The organism is Alteromonas sp. W12 (assembly GCF_001924945.1).
In the GTDB taxonomy this organism is placed as follows: domain Bacteria; phylum Pseudomonadota; class Gammaproteobacteria; order Enterobacterales; family Alteromonadaceae; genus Alteromonas; species Alteromonas macleodii.
Genome location: NZ_LQXH01000007.1, coordinates 374,305 through 398,379 on the forward strand (window position 1 = coordinate 374,305; position 24,075 = coordinate 398,379).

Genomic DNA, 24,075 nt, shown 5'->3' on the forward strand with positions numbered 1-24,075 from the left:
TACTGACTTAGAAGTCGCCGTGCTGAGCTTGAAGAATACTTAGGCTTGTAATCGCTGCTGTCTCGGTGCGCAAAATACGTGGGCCCAAACTTACCGACTGATAGCCGTTTTCGTTTGCCTGATGAATTTCTGTTTCAGATAACCCACCTTCAGGGCCAATAAGCAAACGAAAGCCTTGAGCATTATAAGGTTGCCTTGCCAAACTTTGTTCAGCGCCCGGTGCGAGAACTAATCTTGTGGTATTGGTTGAAGACGACAACCATTGATTAAGACTAACCGGGGCGTTGAGCGCGGGAATAATGTTGCGACCGCTTTGTTCACAGGCGCCAATAATGATCTTCTGCCATTGCTGAATTTTCTTTTCCCAGCGTGACTCGTCGAGTTTAACCGTACAGCGTTCAGTGATGATGGGCGTTATTTCTGATACGCCAAGTTCCACGCTTTTTTGTAGCACGGTATCCATTCTATCGCCTTTAGATACCCCTTGACCTAAGTGCAAATGAAGCGGGGATTCTTTCGCTAGCGATAAACAAGCGTCGGCTTCAACCGTCACTTTTTTTCTTTGAACGCTAATAATTTGCGCACTGTATTCATTGCCGTCGCCATTAAAAAGCACAATAGGGCGATTGGGCTTAATACGCAGTACCGTCGCGATGTGATGACCGGCGTCTTCAGTTAACTCAAACTCTTGTTCTAACGGGATTGGATTGGGGTAATAAACTCTTGGTATACGCATAGCAAATCAGATGTGTAGTTTTAACGCGTATGATACGTGTGTGGATACAGGTTGCAATGCTGTCGACAACATCGCGTAAGTAAATATGCAAAAACTTACGCAAACGACAGCATGCTGCCTATTTAAGAATCACATGACTCACTCTCTAGGCCGCGGAAGGCGAAGAGTTTCTCGAAGTAGATTTCAACACGTTGGATGAAGACTTCGATTGGGCTGCTGGGCGGTAGTCCGCTCTTGCGTACTTAGTATGTTTTCCTTTATCGGTGCGCAGTGAATATAAAAATAAACACAAAACCACCGAAAACAGGGTTATGAGAAGCAACATGCGTTAATCCTTTACGTGACATAGTTTGCTAAAGCTCCTTCATGAAGTTGCTCAACACACACTGATGAGGCGTAGTGAACAGTCAACTTTCATGAGACTTTAGTCTAAAACTTTGAGGCTAAAAAATCATCAAAAAAAATGTCTTATAACTCGGTAACTTCCAAAAAATGGAAAAGAAACACAAAGCGCATTTAAGCTTCGTGATGAAGGATGCGCTTGTTGAGTGACAAGCGTGTGACAAGTGAAGAAAATACGTTCATTTTTTGTTTTTTCATTCTAGCGCTTATGTGCCACCTATACGGCATAGAAACTTGTCGATTTAGAGCTACTAGACCGTCAAACACCCGCCTTGCTTAGATGGTCAACAAACCGCTGCAAAAATGTACAGAAAAGGACAGTGGATCCTAAAGTAAAACAAATGAATTTCCTCTACTTTTGTATAATGCTAACGCTTTTAAATACCCATGTAGCTTAGACTTTAGAGCAAATTTACTGTGTTTGAGCCCATATTATATTGGTCTTAAATCAAATAGCTGCTACCGTATTTGAGCAATTATCAACTAACCATGACAAGGACCATATTATGGAAGAAAAACTTTCGCTTTTTTCTGCAAGCGATGTTGAAAGGTACATAAACGATTACGCCATCCCGTGGGGGATTAACATTCTGATGGCAATCGCGATTTATGTAATAGGTAGGATCGTAGTTGGATTCATTTTATCTGTATTTAGACGCCTAATGGCCAAGTCTAAATACGACAACATGCTAGTGGACTTCTTGGAAGCTATCCTTAGCGCCATTCTAATGCTGTTTGTTATTGTCGCTTCGCTTGATCAGTTAGGCGTAGATACAACGTCATTAGTTGCTATATTAGGTGCTGCTGGTTTAGCTATTGGTTTGTCATTGCAAGACTCGCTTAAGAACTTTGCAGCTGGCGTAATGCTTCTAGTTTTCAAACCATTTAAAGCGGGTGATTTTGTCGAAGCTGCAGGTACTGCTGGTTCTATTGTTAAGATTGGTATTTTCACCACAACAATGAACACACCAGACAATAAAGAAATTATTGTTCCTAATGGCAACATCTACGGTGGCAATATCACTAACTATTCAGCAAGAGACACGCGTCGTGTAGACATGGTTGTTGGTATTGGTTACGACGCTGACCTTCTTAAAGCGAAAAGAATTCTTGAAGAAATGGTGGCGGCTGATGAACGTATTCTTGCAGAGCCAGCGCCTAAAATTGCAGTATCTGAACTGGCCGACAGCAGCGTGAACTTTATTGTTCGTCCATGGGTGAATTCTGCCGATTTCTGGGGTGTTAAATTCGACTTTACTGAAAACGTTAAACTGCGTTTTGATGAAGAGGGTATTTCAATTCCATTCCCACAAATGGATGTACATCTTCACAAAGCAGACAGCGAATAATTTCGTTGGTTTCAGACAAAAAACGCTGCATTTCGCAGCGTTTTTTTTATCCTAAGATTAAGTGCGACGTAACACGCCGCGATTACGAACATTTTAACTCTCGATGAGCGGGTAATGACCTATACGAAATGGTATTACTTACTTTTAGCGACAGTTCGGGCGGTAAGCAGTAGCTTGATAGTCTGCATAGGCGTTAGGCATGTTCGCTTGTAAATTATCAATTCTGGTTTGAGGTGCTGGGTGAGTCGACAAAAGTTCCATTGGGCGGTTGCCGCCGCTTGCTGCGTCCATGTTTTGCCACAAGTTTACAGATTGTCTTGGGTCAAACCCAGACTTCGCCATTAGCTGAAGACCAATGACATCGGCTTCAGATTCATGAGTTCGGCTAAAAGGAAGTTGGACACCGACTTGAACACCTAATCCGATCGCAGCCATGATGGGACCCGACTGAGGCACTTCATTCGCGGCTAAAACTTGGCCTACCGCCTGACTGCCCATATTTATCAATGTTGACTGCGACATTCTCTCATTACCATGCTCTGCAATAACATGACCTACTTCATGGCCAATGACAGCAGCAAGTTGATGCTGGTTTTCTGCAACGTTGAGCAAGCCTGTATAGACACCAATTTTTCCACCGGGTAGCGCAAATGCGTTAACTTGTTCATCGTCGAATACAACGACTTCCCATTGACCATTGAATACCGTGGCTGGTACTTGAGCAGTGATGGCATTTGCAACGCATTCTACGTAAGAATTTTGAACCGCTTTATTCGAAATTTTTAATTCTTCTTTCATGCCCGTGAATGCCTGATCACCCATTTGCGCGAGCTGAGTTTCAGAATAGAGCAACACTTGATTTCTACCCGTAGGAGATGTTGCACAGGCTGTTAAAGTAAGCGCTGCGGCAATAACTGCCGAAGCTGTGAATTTCAATTTCATGGTTAATCCTTTTTTATCACTGAATGTTCTCGCTTCGCTCACTTTTGCGCGCTAAAGCACTATCCCATTCAGCTTATACGTCTATTTGGCAATATTAGTATCAGATAGTGCTTATAAATAAAACTATACCTTTGAAAAAGCGAAGCGTGTTCCGCTGTTAAGCTAAACCGTTTTTCCTTACACGCATTAGGATATTTGAAATATATGCTTACAATTGCATGAACGAAGTGTGATTACTTTGAGCCTACTGCTCCGTGCTGTCCATATTTAAAGCGGCGTGTGTGCCATCTATTGTTATAGAAAAGTTACGCGCTTTTGCCTATTTAATATTTGTGTCATAAACTGATTCTAATTTATACATAGAAGTTACATAAAATTTCTGGTGTACTAAGGTTAGGGATCCCTGTTTTCTTCCTTCGCTTTGCGAGAACAAGGTGGAAAAATCCTTGGGTTTCTCGAGCCTCATAACGTACGACAAAAATACAAATAAAAAGGAAATCAAATGGCAGTGCGTAATAAGTTTAAATACGGGTTACTTGCATTTTTAGTATCAGCGGCGCTCACGGGATGTGGCCTTGATGGTGACGACGGTGCGCAGGGCGAAACAGGAGCTCAAGGACCTCAAGGGGAACAAGGTGACCCAGGGGCAGACGGAAGTGATGGTACCGATGCGTCAATCGGCATTGCAATGGATATCGTTGGTCGTGCTTTCTTAGGCAATCAAACGGCCGCAGAAATTGTTCAGTACCATGCTGAGACCAATACGATTTACGCGACAAACGGCGAGACGAATACAATAGCAGTTATTGATGCCTCTAGCGTAAGCACGGCTACTATGGCTGATCCGATAAACACCACTACGCTAACGCTTACCACTATCGCACTGCCTGCCGATATAAATGGTGTGACTTTAGGTAGCTTAACAAGTATTGCGGTTAGCGGTGACCTTATGGCTGTAGCTGTACCTGCAGACGTTAAAACTGATAACGGTTATGTGTTGTTCTACAACGGGCTAGACAGTTCTGCTCCAGCCTTTTTGGATTCTGTCGAGGTTGGCGCACTACCGGATATGGTCACTTTTACGCCAGATGGTGGCAAAGTGTTGGTAGCGAACGAGGGTGAGCCTTCTGATGACTACACCATTGACCCTGAAGGTTCTGTTAGCGTCATTAATATTCTTGCAAGTGGTGAGCCAGAAGAAACGGGGACGACCGTTGGCTTTACTGCTCTAAACGGTACTGAAGCAGATTTGATGGCGCAGGGAATGATGTTTCCTAACCCAGCAGGACGCACGATTAACGGCACAGCTATTACCTCAACGGTAGCGAAAGATCTGGAACCAGAATACATCACCGCTACTAACGACGTTGCATACGTTAGTCTTCAGGAAAACAATGGCCTTGCGATTATTGACTTGGAAGAGTTAACGGTAGATGTCGTCGGCCTAGGAACTAAGTCTTGGGCTGGACTTAATATTGATATCCAAGAAAATGATGCGGTGAGTTTTGGTCAGTACACAGGTATTTATGGTGTATACCAGCCTGATACCATTGCTAACTTTACATGGAAGGATGCGACTTTCATTCTTACCGCTAACGAAGGCGATGCCCGTGAGTACTTCTTTGACGCTGCTGATGAGGCGGCATGTACTGCTGCAGGTGGTGTTGATTTTGACGAAGATGATGGCTGTCTAGCTTATACAGACGAAGTTAAAGTAGAAGATCTTACCGCTGCTGCCAACTCTGAATTAGCTATGCTACAGGCGACAGGTGAAGCGGACGACTTACGTGTAACTTCAGCTATGGGTGATGCTGACGGAAACGGAGAGTACGATGCAGCGTACGCTTACGGTGCACGTTCATTCACAATCTGGGATCAAAACGGTTTAGTGGTTTATGACTCGGGTGATGATTTTGAACGTATTACAGCGTCGGTTCATGGGGCGCAGTTCAACAATGGTGACGATGAAAATGCAAGCGACTCGCGCTCGGAGAATAAAGGTCCTGAGCCAGAAGCGTTAACCGTGGGTCAAGTTGGCGATCGCACTTACGCGTTTATCGGCACAGAGCGCATGGGCGGTATTTTCGTATACGACGTTACTAACCCTTATGACGTTCAATTTGCAGAATATGTAATTAACCGTGACCTAACCGAAGGTTTGACAAGCGACGATGTCATTGGTGACTTAGCGCCAGAAAGCCTGGTTTTTGTTAGCGCTGAAGACAGCCCAAGCGGTGTGCCTCTTCTTGTTGTAGGCAACGAAGTTAGCGGCACAGTAACGGTGTGGCAAATCAACCAGCTGTAAGCTCCCGCATTGATTACATGAAACCCCGCTTTGAAGCGGGGTTTTTTATTGGTAGCTTGCCAGACCTTCCCGAAGGCCGAGTTTAAAGTCTCCTTACTCTTTTTTGTGTCACCTTGATGTAGAGCCACTATACCTGCGAAAACACGCCACGGTTACGAACATTTTAAGTCTCGCTGAGTGGGTAATTATCTATGCGGACTGGTATTAAAAGGAGGAATAGAGCTTTCCTTGCGTTCACTATGGTTACACCGTTTAAGGATTAGGGTAAGCTATAACCCATAAAACGCAGTCGTATTTTTAAAGGTAAATACGATTAGGCTCAATTGCACTGGTATAGATGCGTTTAGGACACAGAGTAACGCAATGCTCAATACCACCGTAGTGCTATCAAATAATAGAGAATGCCTATGTCTCAGCAAGTTGTGATTAGTGGTGTGGGTGTATGGCACCCTAAAGACAGTATAACTAACGAAGAGCTCGTAGATAGCTACAATGCTTACGTAGATGCGTTTAACGAAGAAAATAAAGCGCAAATCGAATCAGGTGATGTAGCAGCAATGCCTTATTCAAGTGCAGAGTTCATCGAAAAAGCATCAGGAATTAAAAGTCGCTACATCTATCAAAAAGAGGGTGCGCTAGACATCACTCGAATGAAGCCTAAGATTGCCCCTCGAGCAGATGACGAACTTTCTCACCAAGCTGAAATTGCCGTCGAAGCAGCCAAGTTAGCTCTGGCATCCGCCAATGTTACGGCCGATGAAATTGATGCTGTGATTGTGTCGTGTGCATACACCCAGCGTGCTTATCCTGCGATTGCAATTGAAGTACAAGAAGCCCTTAATATTGAAGGGTTTGGTTTCGATATGCTAGTTGCTTGTTCTGCAGCAACGTTCGGTATGCATCGCGCCTATGAAATGCTGAGCGCGAAAAATGCGACTCGCGTGTTGGTTATTAACCCTGAGTTGGTCTCACCGCAAATTAACTACGCTGATCGCGACAGTCACTTTATTTTTGGCGATGTGGCTACGGCGACGGTGCTTGAGCTTGCTGAAACCGCCAAAAGTGAGCACGTGTACGACGTGCTAAGCACCAAAGCATTGACGAAATTCTCAAACAATATTCGTTCAAATTTTGGCTACATGACACGTGCCGAAGACGTTGATCCGTATGGACCTGATAAGCTGTTCCATCAAGCGGGTCGCAAAGTTTTCAAGGAAGTGTGTCCATTGGCAGCAGCGCATATTGAAGCGCATTTAGCGAGTCACGACATTACGCCAGAAGGCGTCAAGCGTTGGTGGCTTCACCAAGCTAATATCAATATGAACACCTTGATTTGCAAACGCCTGTTAGGTCGCGATGCTGACCGTACCGAAGCGCCAATTGTGTTGGACGAGTATGCCAACACGGCTTCTGCGGGTTCTGTGATTGCGTTTGGTTTAAACCATGAAGACCTGGTTGCCGGTGACGTGGGAGTACTTTGCTCTTTCGGTGCAGGGTATTCAATTGGCTCACTAGTGATCCGTAAACGATAGTTTTTATCATAGCGCGGGCGATGCCTGCGCACCGTACCTAGCTGAAAACGTTATGTGCTGTATATCGAAGGTTTCAGGGACGTTGCATCAATGCGCCTCCCTGTATTTCATCTCCTAAATAATGATAATAAAGGTGAGATAAAAGGATGATTTCAGATGTAGGCTATGGGTTAAATAGTCTGGCGCATTTAGCCCTTTTATTGCTGTTGTTAACGGTACGCAAACCCGGCGTAGCCAAGCATTTATTGGTGTTGGCGACCGCAGCCACCTTTTTATGGTCTACAACCTTAATCACTTCGCTATTTGGACCTATCTCGCTAAGCTGGTTACTCAGCGCTGACGTGCTTAAGCAGCTCGCATGGTTACTCTTTTTGGCTGGCTGTATACAGACCAGCTTTAGTAATATATTCGACGTTCTAAAACGACCTGTAACGTTAATTATTATTGCCCCCGCACTAGCAGCATTGCTAGCCCCTTATCTATTGGTAGTAAATCCCGCGTGGAGCTTTCTTGTACTGATCGTGCTGTCATTAGAAGTGCTTGTTCTTCTGGAAGTTGTATATCGACAGGCGGGGCGTGAGCAGTGGGCGTTTAAACCAATCATTATTTATCTGGGAGCAACCAACCTGTTTGAGTTCGTTACTTATGCAAACGCTACCATGGTAAACCAGGTTGAAATTGGCTACATAGCGGCACGAGGCTATATTTACTTCTTGTTAATGCCCTTACTCGTCATATCGATTCGACGAATTCATCACTGGGGCATTGATATCTTTATCTCGCGGGACGTGGTATTGCACAGCTCTCTACTCTTAGTGGCGGGCGGTTATCTTTTTGTGATGGCTGTTGTCGGCTACGCCATAAATTATATGGGAGGCAACTGGGGAGCGACGGTTCAAATCATATTGGTTGTGATGTCATTCGCATTGCTCGCCACTGTATTCTTGTCCAACGGCTTTCGCACTAAGATAAAAGTATTTATCACTAAACATTTCTTTGCGAATCAGTTCGACTACCGCGTTGAATGGGTGAAATTAACGCAGTGGTTAACACGTGCAGGGGATACCTCATCAGATGTTTACCACGCTGGCCTAACAGGAATGCTTAACGCCATTCAATATGAGTCAGGTCTGCTGTTTAAAGTAACGCAGAATGGCTATGAATGCGTGGCTAAGGCATCACCTATTACAAACACTGCGTCAACAGATAACAATGAAGCGTCAACTGATTCGAAAGAAAACAACGCTACCTGTACAACGTTGGAAACGCTTGCAAGTTACAGCGACAAAAATGGCTGGATCATTGATACGGACGCCTACCTCGTCAAACCATTCGATTACGAGGGGTTAAAGTTAGATAGAGATGCACTAAAAGCATGGGGCTACCAACTCTTCGTGCCTTTCTTAAAAGAGGGAAAACTGTGGGGATTTGCTGTTCTCGCGTCAGGAGACAATGAAAAAATCACTTTAAATTGGGAAGTGAAAGACTATCTAACCGCCGTATCTGAGCAAGTAGGCACGTACATGCAGCACCACGAGGCCGCTCAAGTGGTAGCAGAAAACGCCCAGTTTGCGGCGTTCAATCGAATGTCTGCGTTCGTTTTACATGACTTAAAAAATGTACTTGCTCAAGTCGACCTTATTCTTGCCAATGCTCAACAGCATAAACACAACCCTGAATTTATCGAAGACACCTTCGAAACCTTGGAGCATACTAAGGCAAGAATGGAAAAAATGCTCAAACAGCTGACTGATAAGAAGGCCGTTGAAGAAGGTGTAAACTCAGAATTTTTGATTTCGGAGCTGGCCAAAGATGTGGTCAACAACCGCTGTTCAGGTTTACGTCCGCTACCAACAGTTCATGTGCTAAAAGAAACGGCCGTGACGGTTGATAAGGATAAGGTGGCAAACGTGCTTTATCACCTAATCAGCAACGCTCAGCAGGCAACCGCAGATGACGGAGAAGTCGACGTGGTGATTACTGGAAATTCTGACAACAAAACGCAGTTAGTTTTGATAGAAGATACAGGGTCAGGTATGGATAAAGCGTTTATTGAAGAGCGACTATTCAAGCCATTTGATACCACGAAAGGCAATGCTGGTATGGGGATCGGTGCATATGATGCAAAAACATATATCGAGTCTATCGGTGGCAAACTAACTGTTCAAAGTGAACCTGGACGCGGTAGCTGTTTTACGCTGTATTTTCCGATAGGATAGGGTGTATAACTAAAAAGTGGATATTATCAAATCCACTCCCTTTCGATGGATGAAGTAGAATAATAGGATGATGAAATGACCGATACCATTTTGGTAGTAGATGATGATTTAGGTATCCAAAAGCAACTTAAATGGAGTCTTACCGATTACAACGTTGTTTTTGCGGACGATCACACATCTGCCATAGCCCAGCTCCGTCGTTTTGAACCTAAGGTTGTTACCCTAGATTTAGGGCTTCCGCCAGATCCAGCGAATGCGTCGGAAGGTTTGCGTATTCTTCACGACATCATTGCGCTAGCGCCTAGAACCAAAGTTATCGTTGTTACAGGTAATAACGATAAACAACACGCATTAAAAGCAATCGATTTTGGGGCATACGATTTTTATCAGAAGCCTATCGATTCAGATACCATCAAATTATTGGTGCACCGTGCGCTTAATCTGTCTAAGTTAGAGCATGAGAATAGCATTCTTGCCCGCACCCGTTCTGGCATGTCCAGAATAGTGGGTAACAGCGAAGCTATTCAAAAAGTGGTACGTCGCGCTGAGAAAATTGCCAATACCGACATAAGCACTCTGTTACTTGGTGAAAGTGGCACAGGTAAAGAAGTTTTCGCGCGCAGTATTCACGAACACAGCCCTAGAAAAGACAAACCTTTTGTTGCTATTAACTGTGCGTCTATCCCAGAGAACTTACTAGAAAGTGAGTTGTTCGGTTACGAAAAAGGGGCCTTTACTGGCGCGAACAAAACCACCGTCGGCAAGATAGAAACAGCACAAGGCGGAACACTATTTTTAGATGAAATTGGTGATATGCCCATTGGTCTGCAAGCTAAGATGCTTCGTTTTCTGCAGGAGCGCGTGATCGAGCGCGTTGGTGGACGCAATGAAATTCCCGTTGATATACGCGTAATTTGTGCAACGCACCGCGATTTACAGGCTATGGTGGCACAAGAAACATTCAGGGAAGATTTATATTACCGTGTGGGGGAAATGCCGATCATGATCCCTCCTTTACGTGAACGAGACCAAGACATTATTTTACTTGCACGTACGTTCTTGAATATTTATCGCGAAGAATTCAAAGCTAAAGCGAAGAGCTTTTCAGAAACTGCAGTTAACGCCATGCTAGCCCATAAGTGGCCGGGCAACATTCGAGAAATGCAAAACAAGCTAAAGTCTGCGGTTATTATGGCTGAAGGTACGGTAATTCAACCTGACGATTTAGGCTTGATGCCTGTAGATGCCCATGATGAGCCTGAAACGTTGAATCTGCGTGAAGTGCGAGAAATTGCTGAAAGTCGAGCTATTCGCAGGGCCTATCAAAAAGCAGATAAGAATATGTCGAAAACGGCAGAATTACTTGGCGTCACTCGTCCCACGTTGTATTCGCTCATTGATAAATACCATATGGAAGACATCAAAAATAGCGACTAGGGTAGACATGACTACCAAACAGGAGAGAAATGTACTTCTCACCTGTTGATATCTGGGCGAACTCGCAGTTCGCCTTTATCCTTGTGTACCCACTTAAAATACAAACTGGCAGTGAGACTCTGCTAAGACGTCATGACCGCTGAAGGTCACCTCAACCGACACTTGGTTAGAGCCACGCTCAACAAAGATAACGCTCCCACAAATGTTACACACGTGGTGGGTTTCGTCATTAGCCTCGTGTAGTTCCGCTAGCGCTGACGGTGCACAGTCAATAACCAGCTGCTCTTTTTCAATTGTAACGCGCAGTTCACTGGTATCTGAATGGCTTAGCGTTTCGTCATCGGCGTCAAGCTCTCCGATATGATCAATTTCATATTGAATTGCTTGGCAGCTGCAGCTTCCTCTGTACATATCTCTATTCCTCTACTGCTATTTCTCGAGGGTCTCCGGCCATTTGATACTTGCCACGTTGTTGAACGATGTGGCAATTCTCGAACCAGGAAAATTAAACTTCGTATCTAGTGGAGTGGGGTATTCCCTTTGAGTTTTAAGCGTTTCGATTACGCCAACCCATCCATTTCTCCCTGATAACTTAGTGGCATACAGCGCGTAATCGATAACAGCGAATGTACGTTTCCACGCGGTATCAAAGTCTTCCTCTCTATCTGGAGGAAGCAGCGAAAAGCCAATGCTACAAGTAATATTGATTGGTTTTTCTAAGCCGATATCAAAAGGGGTGCTTGCGACCATTTCTCGGCAGCGCTCGGCAACCTCAGGGAGCTCTTCACGAGTGGATTGGCGACAAACCACAAGAAACTCCTCGCCTCCCCATCGAATAATTAAATCCGTTTGTCTGAACACCTCTTTGAGGACATTGGCAAACGCTGATAGCACTTTATCGCCGGCAATATGCCCATAGTCGTCGTTGATGCGCTTGAAGTGGTCGATATCAATAAGTAAGCAAAGTAAGTCTTGTTTCGTCTTTCCTGTACTGGGGCTTTGTTTTGCCGAGAACTGGCTGCGCCTTATTTCACCGGGAAGCTGCGATTCGAGGTAGTGCCTATTGTACAAACCCGTTAACGGATCGCGCAGGCTTACCTCTTCTAGCGTTTTATAGGCTCTTTCCAGTTCTTGATTTTTTTCTTGAAGATTGAGTGTTTGCTGGCGTACTTCTCGGCGCAAAATAATCGTTTGCTGACGTTGTTTGTAGCGGCTCCACACTAAAAACGTCAAGAGTAACGCTGCTAATGATATGCTCCAAAAAAGAGTCGTCTGCAGGTTTTCTCGCTCAGCTTGCGCTAACGCCAGCTGCTTGGATTCTTCCAGTTTCTCCAACGTCCTAGATTGCCTCACAAGCTCAATCTCAGCCTGCAGGCCTTCAATGGCAGACTTGTTTTCTGAATCAAGTAGTACTTCACGCAGCTGCTGCATAACAGATTGAATATCTAGGGCTTTTTTGAATTCGCCTAGTGATACAAAGGCGCTTAGCTGTAACGAAAGAAAACTAAGCTGTCCTCTAAGGTCTCTATTTTTTCTCGCGTCAATGGTACCCGTGCGGGCCTCTTCTAAGGCTAATTCGAAACTCTGCTCTTTCATATAGGCTTGCGCTAAAGCGAGTCTGCCTTCTTTGACCAATTTTGCCTGACCCGATGAATCGGCAAATTGCATGGCTTCTTGCAATAACTCTCGCCCTTTAGCCGTATCGCCGTTTTCAACCAATGCTCTTCCCAATAGCATTTTTGCTTCGGCTATGGCCCCTACATCAGAGGTGGATAGCAGGAGTTCAAGACCTTCGTTAATTGCTCTTATCGCTTGGTCTACAGAGCCTGTTTTGAGAGACAGGGCACCAATACGAGTTTTGATCACACCAAGTAATCGGGTCTCCTGTGTTTCCTCGATACTGTCGAAAGCGTCTTGGTAGTAGGTATGAGCCAAAGTAGCTTGGTTGAGCAAACTGTATATCTCACCGATGCGCAGCAACGTAACACTCATTTCATTGGCCATGTTATTTTCACGAAAATAACGTAGCGCTTGCTTTAACGGCTCCAAAGCGGTTTCAATTTCGCCTTGTTCTTGTTGAATTATGCCTAGCTCAAGGTTCAATTTAGCCTTAAGTAATTCATTACGCTCAATTTGAGCAATAGACATAGCGCGACGCACATAAGTCAGTGCAATGGAATAATTTGAAAGGTGTCTTTCTGAGGTGGCTAGTTGTAATAGCGTTGACGCCATTTTGTTTAATTCACCATCTGTGGTGTAGCGCTCTAAGGCGGCATTAAAAATGGCTTTTGACACCTCAAAACGCGATGCGTTTTGAAGTAAGAGTCCGAGGGCAGAAAATGTATCAGCAGACATTTGTTGCTGTTGTAGCGCTTGCTCTAAAAGCAACAGTGCCTTGCTATCGGCGTCAGCATATTGCTTGGCATTTAAAAGGTTCTCGACATCAGCAATCTCGGTATTGAAAAGCTCGAACGCTCCTACCGTTTTTACCTGTGCGCCATGCACAGCAATTAGCAGGGCACACACCAGCACGCGCACTGTGCTAAATCCTTCACGGCCCATTCGATTGTATCTCCTATACGCTGTCAGAACATGCTGTCGGTGAGTATCCCAGTAGGCTAACGCCAAGGCAACATTATTATTGTGAAGGATAAAACGAATGAAATACGTATTTGGATTTATACTTTAGTCTAATTTATGCTGTTATTTTCAATCCACTCTCGAATCAGTGCAGACTTGGCTTTACCTGTCTTTTGGGCAATGTTTGCAAGTTTTTCAATACATTGCGGTGTTAACGTAAAGGTAGCATGTCGCATACCTTCTGATTTTGCAGGCTTTCTTATCGGCACGACGCGGTCTGTACGAAGGTCTTTTAAATCGTTTTTTGCCGCCGATGGTTGCTTTTTATCCACTTTACCTTGGGCATAAAGCAGCGCATCGTCGATAAAATCTTCTACAGTTCGTAGATTGGGCTTAGCTAACGGCTTCGACTTTTTGAGGTTGAGTAAACTCATAAGCATCCTCCACTTTGCCAGCTAGTAGCTCTTCAAACAAGGTTCTTATTTCTGTGGCCGCTTTACCTTCTGGTTCACTCTCAATAACTGACTGCCCTGACTCTTCTGAATCGTCATACATGTTTCTACTAAAAGTAACAGAGTTTAGGACGGGAATGCCAAATGAGCGACACACTTCTTTTGCCTCTAGAATACGGTTTGCCAGGCTAGGTAGAGAAGGGCACTGTGTGATAACGAACGCGGCGTTCATTTTCGGGTTAACCATTTTACAGGTAGATAAAATATCTTCCATGTGAGGTACCGTTTTGAGATCGCGACGTTTGGGTCTAAGTGGAATTAGTATATGGTCAGCAACCGCCATTGACGAGCGAAGCGCTAGGTTATCTTGTCCACCACAGTCTATTACAACGTAATCGTAATACTGACGCAGGCTAAGTAATTCGTTACGTATTTTACCGTATAACTGAACACAGTTAATTTCAGCGAGACGAGGGTTAGCTTTACGCTCTTGGATCCAGTCTGAGGTCGTTCGCTGCGGGTCACAGTCGACCATTAACACCTTGGCACCTTTTTCAGTGCGAAGATACACTGCAATGTTTTGTGCTAGGCAGCTCTTTCCGCTACCGCCTTTTTCTCCACCAACCAAAATAATCATGGTGATAACCCTCGAATATCGCTTATGTTAAAATACTGAGCGTTACGGTGGGTCGTGAATGGTGTCACGACCGTACCTAACCTCCACTCAAAGCATAGGCAGGCTATCAGCTAGGTTCAGCATCAAAATCGATATTAACGAATGTAAGACAATACCTATTGATTTGTGCAAAAACTCATTCTAGTCTTCTTACTTTATAATTGAGATTACCGATAAGAGGTTGTTATGTCAGAAAGTCGCTTCACTTCCAAAGAAGGCCAAAAAGTACCTAGCGTTTCATTTCCGTGCAGAGAAGGTGAGACGTGGGTAACGAAAACGACAGATGAATTATTTTCTGGCAAAAATGTCGTGGTGTTCTCACTTCCAGGTGCTTTTACACCAACCTGTTCTTCTACCCACTTGCCTCGCTATAACGCTTTAGCGAAAAAGTTTGCGAAACACGGCATTGATGAGATTGTTTGTGTATCGGTAAACGATACTTTTGTTATGAATGCATGGGCCGCAGATCAAGAAGCCGCTAACATAACCGTTATTCCCGACGGTAACGGAGAATTTACCGATGGCATGGGTATGCTAGTCGATAAAGCGGATTTGGGTTTCGGCAAAAGAAGTTGGCGTTACTCGATGCTAGTGAAAGATGGCGTGGTAGACAAAATGTTTATTGAACCTGATGTAGCTGGCGACCCGTTTGAGGTGTCGGATGCAGATACCATGCTGGCTTACATTGCGCCAGAAGAGCAAACTAACGCACCTGTTTCTATTATCACAAAACCGGGTTGTCCTTTCTGTGCTAAAGCGAAAAAACTGCTTGATGAAAAAGGCTACGAGTACGAAGAAATCGTGTTGGGCAAAGATGCATCACTAACCAGCTTAACGGCGATTAGCGGTCGTGAAACTGTGCCGCAGGTCTTTATCGGTGGTAAACATATCGGTGGTTCTGACGATCTAGAGGTTTACTTTAGCTAACGTAATATACGTATTAATCGTCACAAGAAACGGGAGCATGGTAAACTGCTCCCGTTTTTTATTAATTATCCGTAGCGGAGAATAATAGTGTCATCGAAGTTTTTTGTAAAAATGCTCATAGGTATTGTTGCGCTTTTAGGTGTAAATATGGCTATAGCCGCAAATTTATCTATACCCGATACGAGCGAAATGAAAAGCAGAAGTTTTTCAGACCTTCAAAATCAGTTCAAAGCATTTTACGAAAAAGAGTGGGGCCAAACCCAGCCGTGTAGAGAAACGGCACTCAATCGTTTTTCGGTATGCAGCAACGTATTGCGCAATGAAGGCAATTCGCCTTTCATGCTGACCAACAAATCAAGCAGCAAGGTGGCAGTGCTTATCCACGGCTTAAGCGACTCACCTTTCTTCATGCGTGAAATCGCCAACATCTTATTTGAACAGGGTTTCACTGTAGTCGTGCCGCTTTTGCCTGGGCATGGTAAACGAGATGCCGATGATGACATGTCTGACTGGGATTTAGCTGAGCGCTGGCAGGGGCATGTTGATGAAGTCATTAAATTGGCTGATAGCATGGGTGATACTTTGCTTGTAGGTGGCTTCTCTACAGGTGGTGCGCTGGCGGTTGAACATTATCTGGATAGTACAGGAAGCGAAGTAAATAATATTGATGGTCTTATGCTATTTTCTGGCGCGCTGGCGCTGTCTGATAATGCTGAAAGTATGTCTCGAATTTGGGGCATTAAACTTTTAGCCAGAATTATTGATGGAACCTATCAAACTCATGGCCCCAACCCTTACAAGTATCCAAATGTGGCAGGTTTAGCAGGGTTGGAATTGATGGATTTAATAAACATCATTCGGGACAAAGTCGAGGAAGGACAGCAAATTGAAGTGCCGCTATTTGCCGCTCATTCTCAAGCTGATGTAACCACGCCAATTCTCGGAATAGAGCAGTTAATGGACGCAAGTAAAGGTCCGAATACCTTTTTCGTTATCGATGAATCGTACGGGTTGTGCCATGCAGATTTAGTTGTGAATACAAGCTTGCTCAATAAAATGAATTTCAACGCAAGCATGGTTAATCAGCAAGAAGAGTGTGCGGTACCTAAAGCAAACCCGCTATTTTCAACCATGGGCCTTATGTTGCGAGATTACCTGTCTCAGTTTGAATAAGTTACTGGGGCCTGTTGACCTCTGGTGTACAACAAAGGTCAACAGGCCCTAGCTTAGCGACATTAACGGCTAGCTTTACTGCTTGGTTACATCACGCTATTATTTCGTTGCACAATAGACAGCAATATTTTGAGTACAGTATTTGAGAAAGTTTCGGATTGGTTTAACGCGCAAACGGTATAGGTCGGCGAATGCAAGTTCGTTTATCCTTACACTGTTCTTAATGATGGCCCTCGTGTCGTCAGGTAGCGCTGTATCTATCGAACATTCATACGAACATGCCCATTCAATGTCGGTGATGACACCGCAGTCGGATGCTGCTCATGCTAACCATCAGGTTCGAATGTCTGAGTCTGCTAATACACATTGTCAGCACCAAGAATTGTCATCACAACATGCGGATTTAAGTGTTAAAAACAGCAAGAGCAAACCCGCTCAGTTCGACGGCGTACAAGTTAGCGATGCAGGCGTGAATAGCGTGAAAGCATCGAAGATGAGTGACATGTCTTGCTGCAAGGATGAATGTAATTGCCCAGCCGATCACTGTTTTAATCTTAGCGCGAGTGCGCTTATTCAGCCTACCGTTGAAACCGAAATATCGGTAGCCAGAATGGCTGCCACTGCACCTATACTGGGGCAGCGCTCATCTCCTCACTTCGGGCAGTTTCGCCCACCTAAGTCACTTTTCACAGCATAGATCTATCTCGCGGATTTATTTCGCAGCAGAGACGTTTTTATGTCACGACGTCGTCTTGTTGTTTTGAGATGTCTCTAATCTTTTATCTATGTAACGCGTGGTAAGCCTTTTTGCTAATCCCCTTTGTCGAATTTAGCGAAGAGCGGGGCAACGTCAACACGCCTTACACCTGAAAAGTGATGTTATACATGAGCAACTATTCGGTACCCAAAAAAGTGAACGAAAGCGCTAACAGACCTTGTAAAGTAAGCGCTTTGTTCGCCTTAATTTTTGTGCTTTCTTCTTTTTTGATGGCTAATAAGCCCGTTGTCGCGCAGACCCTAAGCCTGGAACAAGCGCTGCAGTTAGCTATTCAATACGACCCTTTGCTTAAAGGGAATGCGCATCGAAAGGATCGCTTTAATGCAGAAGCTGAAGCGTCATCATATTGGGCAAATCCTCAGGTTTCAGCTTCTGTACAAAACTTGCCTACCGACGGCTTCGCATTTGACCAAGAGCCTATGACGCAATTTAAAGTTGGTTTGAAGCAGCAGTTACCGCGAGGCGATGAAAACTTTTACAGCCAGAAAAAGTATCAGGTTATGGCTGATCAAATGTCGGTAGAGAGCCAAGCGAGAAAGGCGTGGCTTAAACGTGAGGTTACCCTTACCTGGTTAGATTGGGTCTATGCAACACGTCGCATTGGATTATTGGACAAAGAGAAATCATTGCTTACACAGCTACTCGATTTTACTGACTCCAGATACAGCCAAGGCGTTGGTGCAGCGGCCCAGCAAGACATATTGCAAGTGCGCTTGGCATTGTTGTCTTTAGACGATAAATACGTGGAGGCTTATCAGCAAAAAAATGAAGCGAGATCTGCACTTTCAAAATGGTTTGGTGCGCCGCTAGATGAATCTGTAAGTGCGCCCCTGACTCAATCAACACGAGACGCCATTGAAGTCGATGCCATTTTAAACGACAGCAACCTCAGCCTTTCTTCGTTCTTAACGGTTATTGAGAACAGTGAGCCTTTTTCAATACTACAGCATCATCCTGAGGCTATGCTGCTTCAAATTCAGACCCAGATAGAAGCGCAAAATGTGAACATAGCGCGAGAGCAAACTAAGTCTCAGTGGGCATTTGAAGCAAGTTATGGATACAGACAAGATGCACAAAATGGCGCAAGCCGAGCTGATTTTGTGTCATTGGGTGTTCAAGTAGACCTTCCGTTTTTCAATAAATCTCGTCAAGACGCTTCAATAGCCGCAGCGGCTTCCAAAATGAGTGCGTCTGAAACGGACTTCCGCTTGAAAGTGAACGAGCTTGCCGCGAATGCAGAGGTGCTTAAATCACGCTTGTCAGCGCTAAGTGAGCGCAAAGCGCTTTATGAAACGGCGTTAATTGGTGAAACACGGCAACTTTCTGAAGCTGAACTGACAGCTTATACCACAGACACCGGTGATATCGGTGATGTTGTCAATGCCAATCTCAAGCAAGTACAGGTACAGGATGATTTACTCAAAATCGACATCGAGCGCGCCAGAACATTGGCGTCACTTGCTTATTTGTACCTGCCCACTCACGCCCATTTTTTCGAATAAAGAGTAGTTAATATGACATCTTCAACTCACCCTGCTCCAGATACAAAAAGCACGCTAATAAAAGGTTTGCTAGTAGGTCTGCTATTTGGCGGCCTATTAGCGTTCGGCTTGGCTTCACTATTGTTGTCTGATTCATCAAAACACGGAAATGGCGAAAGTGCCCTTAGCGACGAAACTGATGATAAAGCCCCTTTATATTGGGTAGCGCCTATGGATGACAGCTATCGCCGTGACAAACCGGGGAAGTCACCGATGGGAATGGACTTGGTGCCAGTATACGCCAATGACGAAGCAACATCTGCGAAAAGTAATGAGCGTACGCCTGGTACCGTAATGATTCCGCCAAATGTACAGCACAATATAGGTGTTAAAGTCGCGCCCGTAGCCATTGGAACACTTCAACAGACCGTAACGGCGGTGGGCAACGTTGCTTACGATGAAGATAGCATTGTGCACATCCACCCTAGAGTATCAGGTTGGGTCGACAGGCTTTTCATTAAATCTCAAGGTGAGCAAGTAGAAGAAGGACAGGCACTTTATACCCTGTATTCGCCAGAATTAGTTAGCGCACAAGAAGAATACGTTTTAGCCCTTAAGCGAGGAGACGCACGTTTAATTCAGGGCGCAGCCGAGCGCCTAAGAACACTGGGGCTATCAAAGGGCGTTATCGAAGAATTGCAGAAAAGTAGACGGGTAGCACAAACCGTCACATTTAACGCGCCGCAAAGCGGTGTGGTAGAAGCTCTGAATATTCGGGAGGGGTTTTACGTTCAGCCCGGGACAACCTTGATGAGCATCGCACAGCTAGATACGGTGTGGGTGATTGCAGAGGTGCCTGAAAAGTACGCGCAAATCATAGCGCCTCATAATGGCGCTGTGATTACCCTCGACGAAATGGACCATGGGTCCGATGCTAAATGGGAAAGTCACGTAGAGTATATTTATCCGTCTTTGTCGGAAACAACGCGAACCCTGAAAGTGCGCATACCGCTAAACAATAACAACCACACGTTAAAGCCCAATATGTTTGCCCACGTTGGAATAAAGCCTACTCAACGCAAGGCAGAGTTACTGGTTCCTCGCAGTGCCGTTATTCGCACGGCTGAGGGCGCAAAAGTGGTACTCAGTGATGGCGATGGCAACTTTAAGTCGGTACGGGTAACGCTGGGGCAAAGCGATAGTACACATTTTGAAGTCGTCGAAGGCTTGCTGCCAGAGGATGATGTGGTGGTATCAGCACAATTTTTGATTGATTCAGAGTCGTCGAAAAGCAGTGACTTTGAGCGAATGAAAGCGCCCGATCATCAGGCCACGACAACAGGTACAATTGAGGCAATTGAATTGCCGGCTGACACCGAAACGAATGGCGCTTCGAATGACGCAAAGTTAGTGATCGCTCGCGGGCCGATTGAAAAATGGGGACGGGGACCTGCGACAATGTTATTTTCGGTATCAAAGCATATTGACTTATCTCAGTTCAAAGAAGGTGACAACATCATGTTCACCTTTGTGACTGGCGAAGAATTCACGGTTATCGATATGCGAAAGCGCAGTGAACATGCAATGGACAAGGGCATGGTTCATGGCACAGAACACAGCAATCATAAACATGATACGAGCAACCTGAAGGGCGATGGAGAGCAAAGCGATGCTCACGAGTCAATGGTTCACAAGTCGGCAGAACAAAAATCGATAAATCATAAGGAGCATATGCACCATGATTGAATCGGTAATTCGCTGGTCGGTAAACAATAGAATACTGGTATTGCTGAGCGCTATTATGCTCAGTACTGCTGGTGTCTGGGCGGTGAAAAACACCCCCGTCGATGCTATCCCTGATTTATCTGATGTCCAAGTTATAGTGAAAGTAAACTATCCCGGTCAGTCGCCGCAAGTGGTGGAAGATCAGGTGACGTTTCCTCTCACCTCTGCGCTAATGTCAGTGCCTGGCGCACAGACGGTGCGAGGGTATTCATTCTTCGGCGATGCCTACGTATATATAATCTTTGATGATGATACAGACATGTACTGGGCTCGAAGCCGTGTTCTGGAATACTTAAGCCAAGCGTCTTCGCAACTTCCAGAAGGCGTGACACCTCAGTTAGGTCCAGATGCGACAGGGGTAGGTTGGGTTTACATTTATGCGTTGGAGAACGATGCTAGTCAGCCAAATGCGCTAGATGCTGGTGAGTTAAGGGCGTTGCAAGACTGGTTCTTGAAGTTTGAGCTTCAGTCAGTTGAAGGCGTTTCTGAAGTTGCGTCTGTTGGAGGGATGGTTAAACAATACCAAGTTATTGTCGACCCTGAAAAATTACGTGCCTACAACATTCAGCCATCCATGATAGAAATTGCCCTTAAACGGGGTAACCGCGCGTCAGGCGCTTCGGTTATTGAAATGGCCGAGGCAGAGTACATGGTTAGTGCGCAAAGCTATATTCAGGGCATTGATGACATACTGGCGTTGCCCACAGGTGTTATTAAGGACGGCGTTAGCATAACGATTAACGATGTAGCACAAGTGGTAGAAAGCCCGTTGATGCGCCGAGGTATTGCAGAACTAAACGGGAATGGCGAAACTTTGGGGGGCATTATAGTGATGCGCTATGGCGAAAACGCAAAAGCCACTATCGATGCGGTCAAAGCCAAGCTGGATTCATTAAAAGCGAGCTTGCCGGAAGGGGTGAATATCGTCCCCGTGTACGATCGCTCCACCCTTATTGATAAGTCCGTCGATACCCTCACCAATAAGCTAGTTGAGGAATTGCTGGTTGTTGGTTTGGTATGCGCTATCTTCTTGTTTCACATACGTTCATCTATGGTTGCGTTAATCAGTTTGCCTATTGGTATTCTCGCCGCCTTTATCGTAATGAAGCTGCAGGGACTTAATGCCAACATCATGTCTTTAGGTGGCATTGCTATCGCTATCGGTGCAATGGTGGATGGCGCTATTGTTGTGGTTGAAAATTTACACAAGCACATTCATCAGCATGCTGTTTCATCAAGTCAGGGAGCCTCAGCGAGTCAAAGGGATTCAGCGAGTCAAAGGGATTCAGCAAGTCAGGGGGGGACAGGGAGTGCCCAGTCGCGAACATCTATACCAACCTCTGCGCCAACATCTGCAAAGCTTTCGGCAGCCAAACGTTGGGAACTGGTGATTAAGTCGACCACAGAAGTTGGCCCAGCTTTATTCTTTGCGCTCCTAATTATAACCGTATCCTTTATTCCTGTTTTTGCATTAGAAGCACAAGAAGGGCGTCTTTTTGCGCCTCTTGCCTTTACCAAAACCTATGCCATGGCAGCAGCTGCGGCGCTGGCAATTACTTTAGTTCCTGTGCTGGCGGGTTATTTCGTACGCGGAAAAATACGATCTGAAGCCGAGAACCCGGTAAATCGAGCTTTAGAACGTGTGTATCAGCCATTGCTAACGCGGCTGCTTAACTACCCACTGCTCACCTTGGCGGGGGCATTTTGCTTATTGCTTTCCATGTACTGGCCGTTAAGCCAACTAGGTAGCGAATTTATGCCCGAACTGGACGAAGGCGATTTGATGTATATGCCTACTACCTACCCGGGTATTTCAGTGGGTAAAGCCAGAGAGCTTTTACTGCAGACGGATAAGCTTATTGCAACCTTGCCCGAGGTTGAAACGGTATTCGGGAAAATTGGACGCGCAGATACGGCCACAGATCCTGCACCATTGACGATGATTGAAACCTTCATTCAGCTTAAACCGAAAGCGCAGTGGAGGGAGGGCATGACCACTGAAAAGCTCAAAGAAGAGCTTAACGCTCTGGTGCAATTTCCTGGGCTGACCAATGCGTGGGTAATGCCAATTAAAACCCGCATCGACATGTTGGCAACCGGGATAAAAACTCCTGTTGGGATCAAGATTGCGGGGCCTGACCTTGCGGGCATTGAAGCCATCGGAAAGGATATAGAGACACTGCTTAAAGACCTGCCCAACACAGCATCAGTTTACGCTGAGCGGGTGGTAGGTGGCCGTTATGTTTATATCGATATCGACAGGCAGTTGGCGGCGCGTTATGGCATGACGATAGACGATGTTCACAGTATTGTGGGCTCGGCAGTGGGCGGCAAAGTGGTTACGCAGTCAGTGGAAGGGCGTGAGCGTTTTCCTATTGCCATGCGTTTTTTACAGCACTACCGCGATACGCCTGAATCTCTAGCATCTATGCCTTTCGTCACGCCAAGCGGTGTTCACATTACCCTTGGCGATGTGGCAACTGTGCGTATTGACGACGGGCCCGCGGGAATTAAAAGCGAAAATGCCCGATTAAATGGATGGGTATACATTGATATCTCGTCAGACTCGGCCACAGGTATTGACTTAGGGGGCTATGTAGATAGCGCGAAACGTCATTTGTCAGAGCACCTCGATTTACCCGCTGGATACTCCATCACGTGGGCGGGGCAGTTTGCTTACCTTGAGCGCGCGAAAGCAAAACTGTCGGTGGTTATACCGCTAACGTTAGCCATTATCTGCCTTTTGCTTTATCTGGCATTTAAACGCCTTCGCGATGTGGCACTCATACTCGCGACCTTACCGTTGGCGCTGGTGGGCAGTGTATGGTTGCTTTACCTTCTTAATTTTAATCTGTCGGTGGCGGTAGGTGTTGGGTTTATTGCCTTAGCAGGTGTAGCGGTAGAAATAGGCGTTATCATGCTGGTCTATCTAAACCAATATGTATCAGATGCACTCACTAGCCACGAAACAGAAAATGGCAACACTAAAAAAGATGCGCTTGTGAAAAAGGCTATTGTCCATGCCGCCTCGGCAAGACTTCGCCCAGTTATGATGACATCGCTTTCTATTATTGTTGGCTTGTTGCCTGTGCTTTATGCCACTGGGACTGGTAGTGAAGTGATGCAGCGCATTGCGGCGCCTATGGTAGGCGGTATGGCGAGTGCACTGGTATTAACACTGTTGGTATTGCCAAGCACGTTTTACTTAATTGTGTCACGCAAAAAATAATAGAGTTGAAAGTGCAGTAGAGTAGATAAAGCATGGGGAAGCGATAACACGCTTCCCTACGCTTCATTTTTA

Annotated in this window: 17 protein-coding genes; 11 read left to right on the forward strand and 6 right to left on the reverse strand. The window is 45.4% G+C overall.

What is annotated here, in order from left to right; genetic code table 11:
* Positions 1 to 7 precede the first annotated feature (7 nt).
* A complete protein-coding gene (locus AWH61_RS09255; protein WP_075176885.1) occupies positions 8 to 736 on the reverse strand; it encodes a 16S rRNA (uracil(1498)-N(3))-methyltransferase in 729 nt (242 codons plus the stop codon).
* Positions 737 to 1,644: 908 nt separating this feature from the next.
* On the opposite strand from AWH61_RS09255, the gene AWH61_RS09260 reads away from it, so the two are divergent.
* Positions 1,645 to 2,487: a mechanosensitive ion channel family protein gene (locus AWH61_RS09260; protein WP_014950457.1), complete on the forward strand. Its 843-nt coding sequence runs from the start codon at positions 1,645 to 1,647 to the stop codon at positions 2,485 to 2,487.
* Between the two features lie 144 nt (positions 2,488 to 2,631).
* Here AWH61_RS09260 and AWH61_RS09265 read toward each other — a convergent pair whose 3' ends face one another.
* Entirely contained in the window at positions 2,632 to 3,429 is a 798-nt protein-coding gene (locus tag AWH61_RS09265) for a M48 family metallopeptidase (protein ID WP_014950456.1), read from the reverse strand.
* 502 nt (positions 3,430 to 3,931) lie between these two features.
* Here AWH61_RS09265 and AWH61_RS09270 point away from each other — a divergent pair.
* The 4 genes from AWH61_RS09270 (at position 3,932) to prsR (ending at position 10,922) form a co-directional block, all read left to right on the forward strand.
* Positions 3,932 to 5,734, forward strand: a complete 1,803-nt coding sequence (locus tag AWH61_RS09270; protein ID WP_075176886.1) for a choice-of-anchor I family protein — start codon at positions 3,932 to 3,934, stop codon at positions 5,732 to 5,734.
* Positions 5,735 to 6,141: 407 nt separating this feature from the next.
* Positions 6,142 to 7,266, forward strand: coding sequence for a beta-ketoacyl-ACP synthase III (locus AWH61_RS09275; protein WP_014977238.1), 1,125 nt, complete (start codon positions 6,142 to 6,144; stop codon positions 7,264 to 7,266).
* A 146-nt stretch (positions 7,267 to 7,412) separates the two neighbouring features.
* Entirely contained in the window at positions 7,413 to 9,485 is a 2,073-nt protein-coding gene (gene prsK / locus AWH61_RS09280; protein ID WP_014950452.1) for an XrtA/PEP-CTERM system histidine kinase PrsK, read from the forward strand.
* A 75-nt stretch (positions 9,486 to 9,560) separates the two neighbouring features.
* Positions 9,561 to 10,922 (forward strand): PEP-CTERM-box response regulator transcription factor, encoded by a 1,362-nt coding sequence (gene prsR / locus AWH61_RS09285; protein ID WP_014950451.1) that lies wholly within the window; start codon positions 9,561 to 9,563, stop codon positions 10,920 to 10,922.
* 93 nt (positions 10,923 to 11,015) lie between these two features.
* On the opposite strand, the gene AWH61_RS09290 is transcribed toward prsR, so the two are convergent.
* The 4 genes from AWH61_RS09290 to AWH61_RS09305 form a co-directional block, all read right to left on the reverse strand.
* Positions 11,016 to 11,333, reverse strand: a complete 318-nt coding sequence (locus tag AWH61_RS09290; protein ID WP_039227925.1) for a GFA family protein — start codon at positions 11,331 to 11,333, stop codon at positions 11,016 to 11,018.
* Positions 11,334 to 11,351: 18 nt separating this feature from the next.
* The gene (locus AWH61_RS09295; RefSeq protein WP_075176887.1) at positions 11,352 to 13,484 is read right to left on the reverse strand and encodes a GGDEF domain-containing protein; all 2,133 of its coding nucleotides are present in this window, start codon (positions 13,482 to 13,484) and stop codon (positions 11,352 to 11,354) included.
* A gap of 128 nt (positions 13,485 to 13,612) precedes the next feature.
* Positions 13,613 to 13,936 carry a replication protein RepA gene (locus AWH61_RS09300; protein WP_075176888.1) on the reverse strand — a complete coding sequence of 108 codons (324 nt, stop codon included), beginning with the start codon at positions 13,934 to 13,936 and terminating at the stop codon, positions 13,613 to 13,615.
* Entirely contained in the window at positions 13,896 to 14,591 is a 696-nt protein-coding gene (locus AWH61_RS09305; RefSeq protein WP_014950447.1) for an AAA family ATPase, read from the reverse strand. The genes AWH61_RS09300 and AWH61_RS09305 overlap by 41 nt, the downstream gene beginning before the upstream one ends.
* A gap of 225 nt (positions 14,592 to 14,816) precedes the next feature.
* Here AWH61_RS09305 and AWH61_RS09310 point away from each other — a divergent pair, with 225 nt between their 5' ends.
* The 6 genes from AWH61_RS09310 (at position 14,817) to AWH61_RS09335 (ending at position 24,003) form a co-directional block, all read left to right on the forward strand.
* On the forward strand, positions 14,817 to 15,557 hold the full coding sequence (locus AWH61_RS09310) for a glutathione peroxidase (RefSeq protein ID WP_014950446.1): 741 nt from the start codon (positions 14,817 to 14,819) through the stop codon (positions 15,555 to 15,557).
* A gap of 84 nt (positions 15,558 to 15,641) precedes the next feature.
* Complete coding sequence (locus tag AWH61_RS09315; protein WP_170870507.1) at positions 15,642 to 16,730, forward strand: alpha/beta hydrolase; 1,089 nt, start codon at positions 15,642 to 15,644, stop codon at positions 16,728 to 16,730.
* Between the two features lie 226 nt (positions 16,731 to 16,956).
* Entirely contained in the window at positions 16,957 to 17,427 is a 471-nt protein-coding gene (locus AWH61_RS09320) for a hypothetical protein (protein ID WP_249922641.1), read from the forward strand.
* 188 nt (positions 17,428 to 17,615) lie between these two features.
* Positions 17,616 to 19,010 (forward strand): TolC family protein, encoded by a 1,395-nt coding sequence (locus AWH61_RS09325; protein WP_075176889.1) that lies wholly within the window; start codon positions 17,616 to 17,618, stop codon positions 19,008 to 19,010.
* A 12-nt stretch (positions 19,011 to 19,022) separates the two neighbouring features.
* Positions 19,023 to 20,735, forward strand: coding sequence for an efflux RND transporter periplasmic adaptor subunit (locus AWH61_RS09330; RefSeq protein WP_075176890.1), 1,713 nt, complete (start codon positions 19,023 to 19,025; stop codon positions 20,733 to 20,735).
* The gene (locus AWH61_RS09335; protein WP_075176891.1) at positions 20,728 to 24,003 is read left to right on the forward strand and encodes an efflux RND transporter permease subunit; all 3,276 of its coding nucleotides are present in this window, start codon (positions 20,728 to 20,730) and stop codon (positions 24,001 to 24,003) included. The genes AWH61_RS09330 and AWH61_RS09335 overlap by 8 nt, the downstream gene beginning before the upstream one ends.
* Positions 24,004 to 24,075: the final 72 nt, after the last annotated feature.

What these genes read in the sequence shown, in the direction of transcription:
- AWH61_RS09255 (WP_075176885.1), bottom strand. Translation starts at nt 736, where the DNA reads ATGCGTATACCAAGAGTTTATTACCCCAATCCAATCCCGTTAGAACAA.
- AWH61_RS09260 (WP_014950457.1), top strand. Translation starts at nt 1,645, where the DNA reads ATGGAAGAAAAACTTTCGCTTTTTTCTGCAAGCGATGTTGAAAGGTAC.
- AWH61_RS09265 (WP_014950456.1), bottom strand. Translation starts at nt 3,429, where the DNA reads ATGAAATTGAAATTCACAGCTTCGGCAGTTATTGCCGCAGCGCTTACT.
- AWH61_RS09270 (WP_075176886.1), top strand. Translation starts at nt 3,932, where the DNA reads ATGGCAGTGCGTAATAAGTTTAAATACGGGTTACTTGCATTTTTAGTA.
- AWH61_RS09275 (WP_014977238.1), top strand. Translation starts at nt 6,142, where the DNA reads ATGTCTCAGCAAGTTGTGATTAGTGGTGTGGGTGTATGGCACCCTAAA.
- prsK (WP_014950452.1), top strand. Translation starts at nt 7,413, where the DNA reads ATGATTTCAGATGTAGGCTATGGGTTAAATAGTCTGGCGCATTTAGCC.
- prsR (WP_014950451.1), top strand. Translation starts at nt 9,561, where the DNA reads ATGACCGATACCATTTTGGTAGTAGATGATGATTTAGGTATCCAAAAG.
- AWH61_RS09290 (WP_039227925.1), bottom strand. Translation starts at nt 11,333, where the DNA reads ATGTACAGAGGAAGCTGCAGCTGCCAAGCAATTCAATATGAAATTGAT.
- AWH61_RS09295 (WP_075176887.1), bottom strand. Translation starts at nt 13,484, where the DNA reads ATGGGCCGTGAAGGATTTAGCACAGTGCGCGTGCTGGTGTGTGCCCTG.
- AWH61_RS09300 (WP_075176888.1), bottom strand. Translation starts at nt 13,936, where the DNA reads ATGAGTTTACTCAACCTCAAAAAGTCGAAGCCGTTAGCTAAGCCCAAT.
- AWH61_RS09305 (WP_014950447.1), bottom strand. Translation starts at nt 14,591, where the DNA reads ATGATTATTTTGGTTGGTGGAGAAAAAGGCGGTAGCGGAAAGAGCTGC.
- AWH61_RS09310 (WP_014950446.1), top strand. Translation starts at nt 14,817, where the DNA reads ATGTCAGAAAGTCGCTTCACTTCCAAAGAAGGCCAAAAAGTACCTAGC.
- AWH61_RS09320 (WP_249922641.1), top strand. Translation starts at nt 16,957, where the DNA reads ATGGCCCTCGTGTCGTCAGGTAGCGCTGTATCTATCGAACATTCATAC.
- AWH61_RS09325 (WP_075176889.1), top strand. Translation starts at nt 17,616, where the DNA reads ATGAGCAACTATTCGGTACCCAAAAAAGTGAACGAAAGCGCTAACAGA.
- AWH61_RS09330 (WP_075176890.1), top strand. Translation starts at nt 19,023, where the DNA reads ATGACATCTTCAACTCACCCTGCTCCAGATACAAAAAGCACGCTAATA.
- AWH61_RS09335 (WP_075176891.1), top strand. Translation starts at nt 20,728, where the DNA reads ATGATTGAATCGGTAATTCGCTGGTCGGTAAACAATAGAATACTGGTA.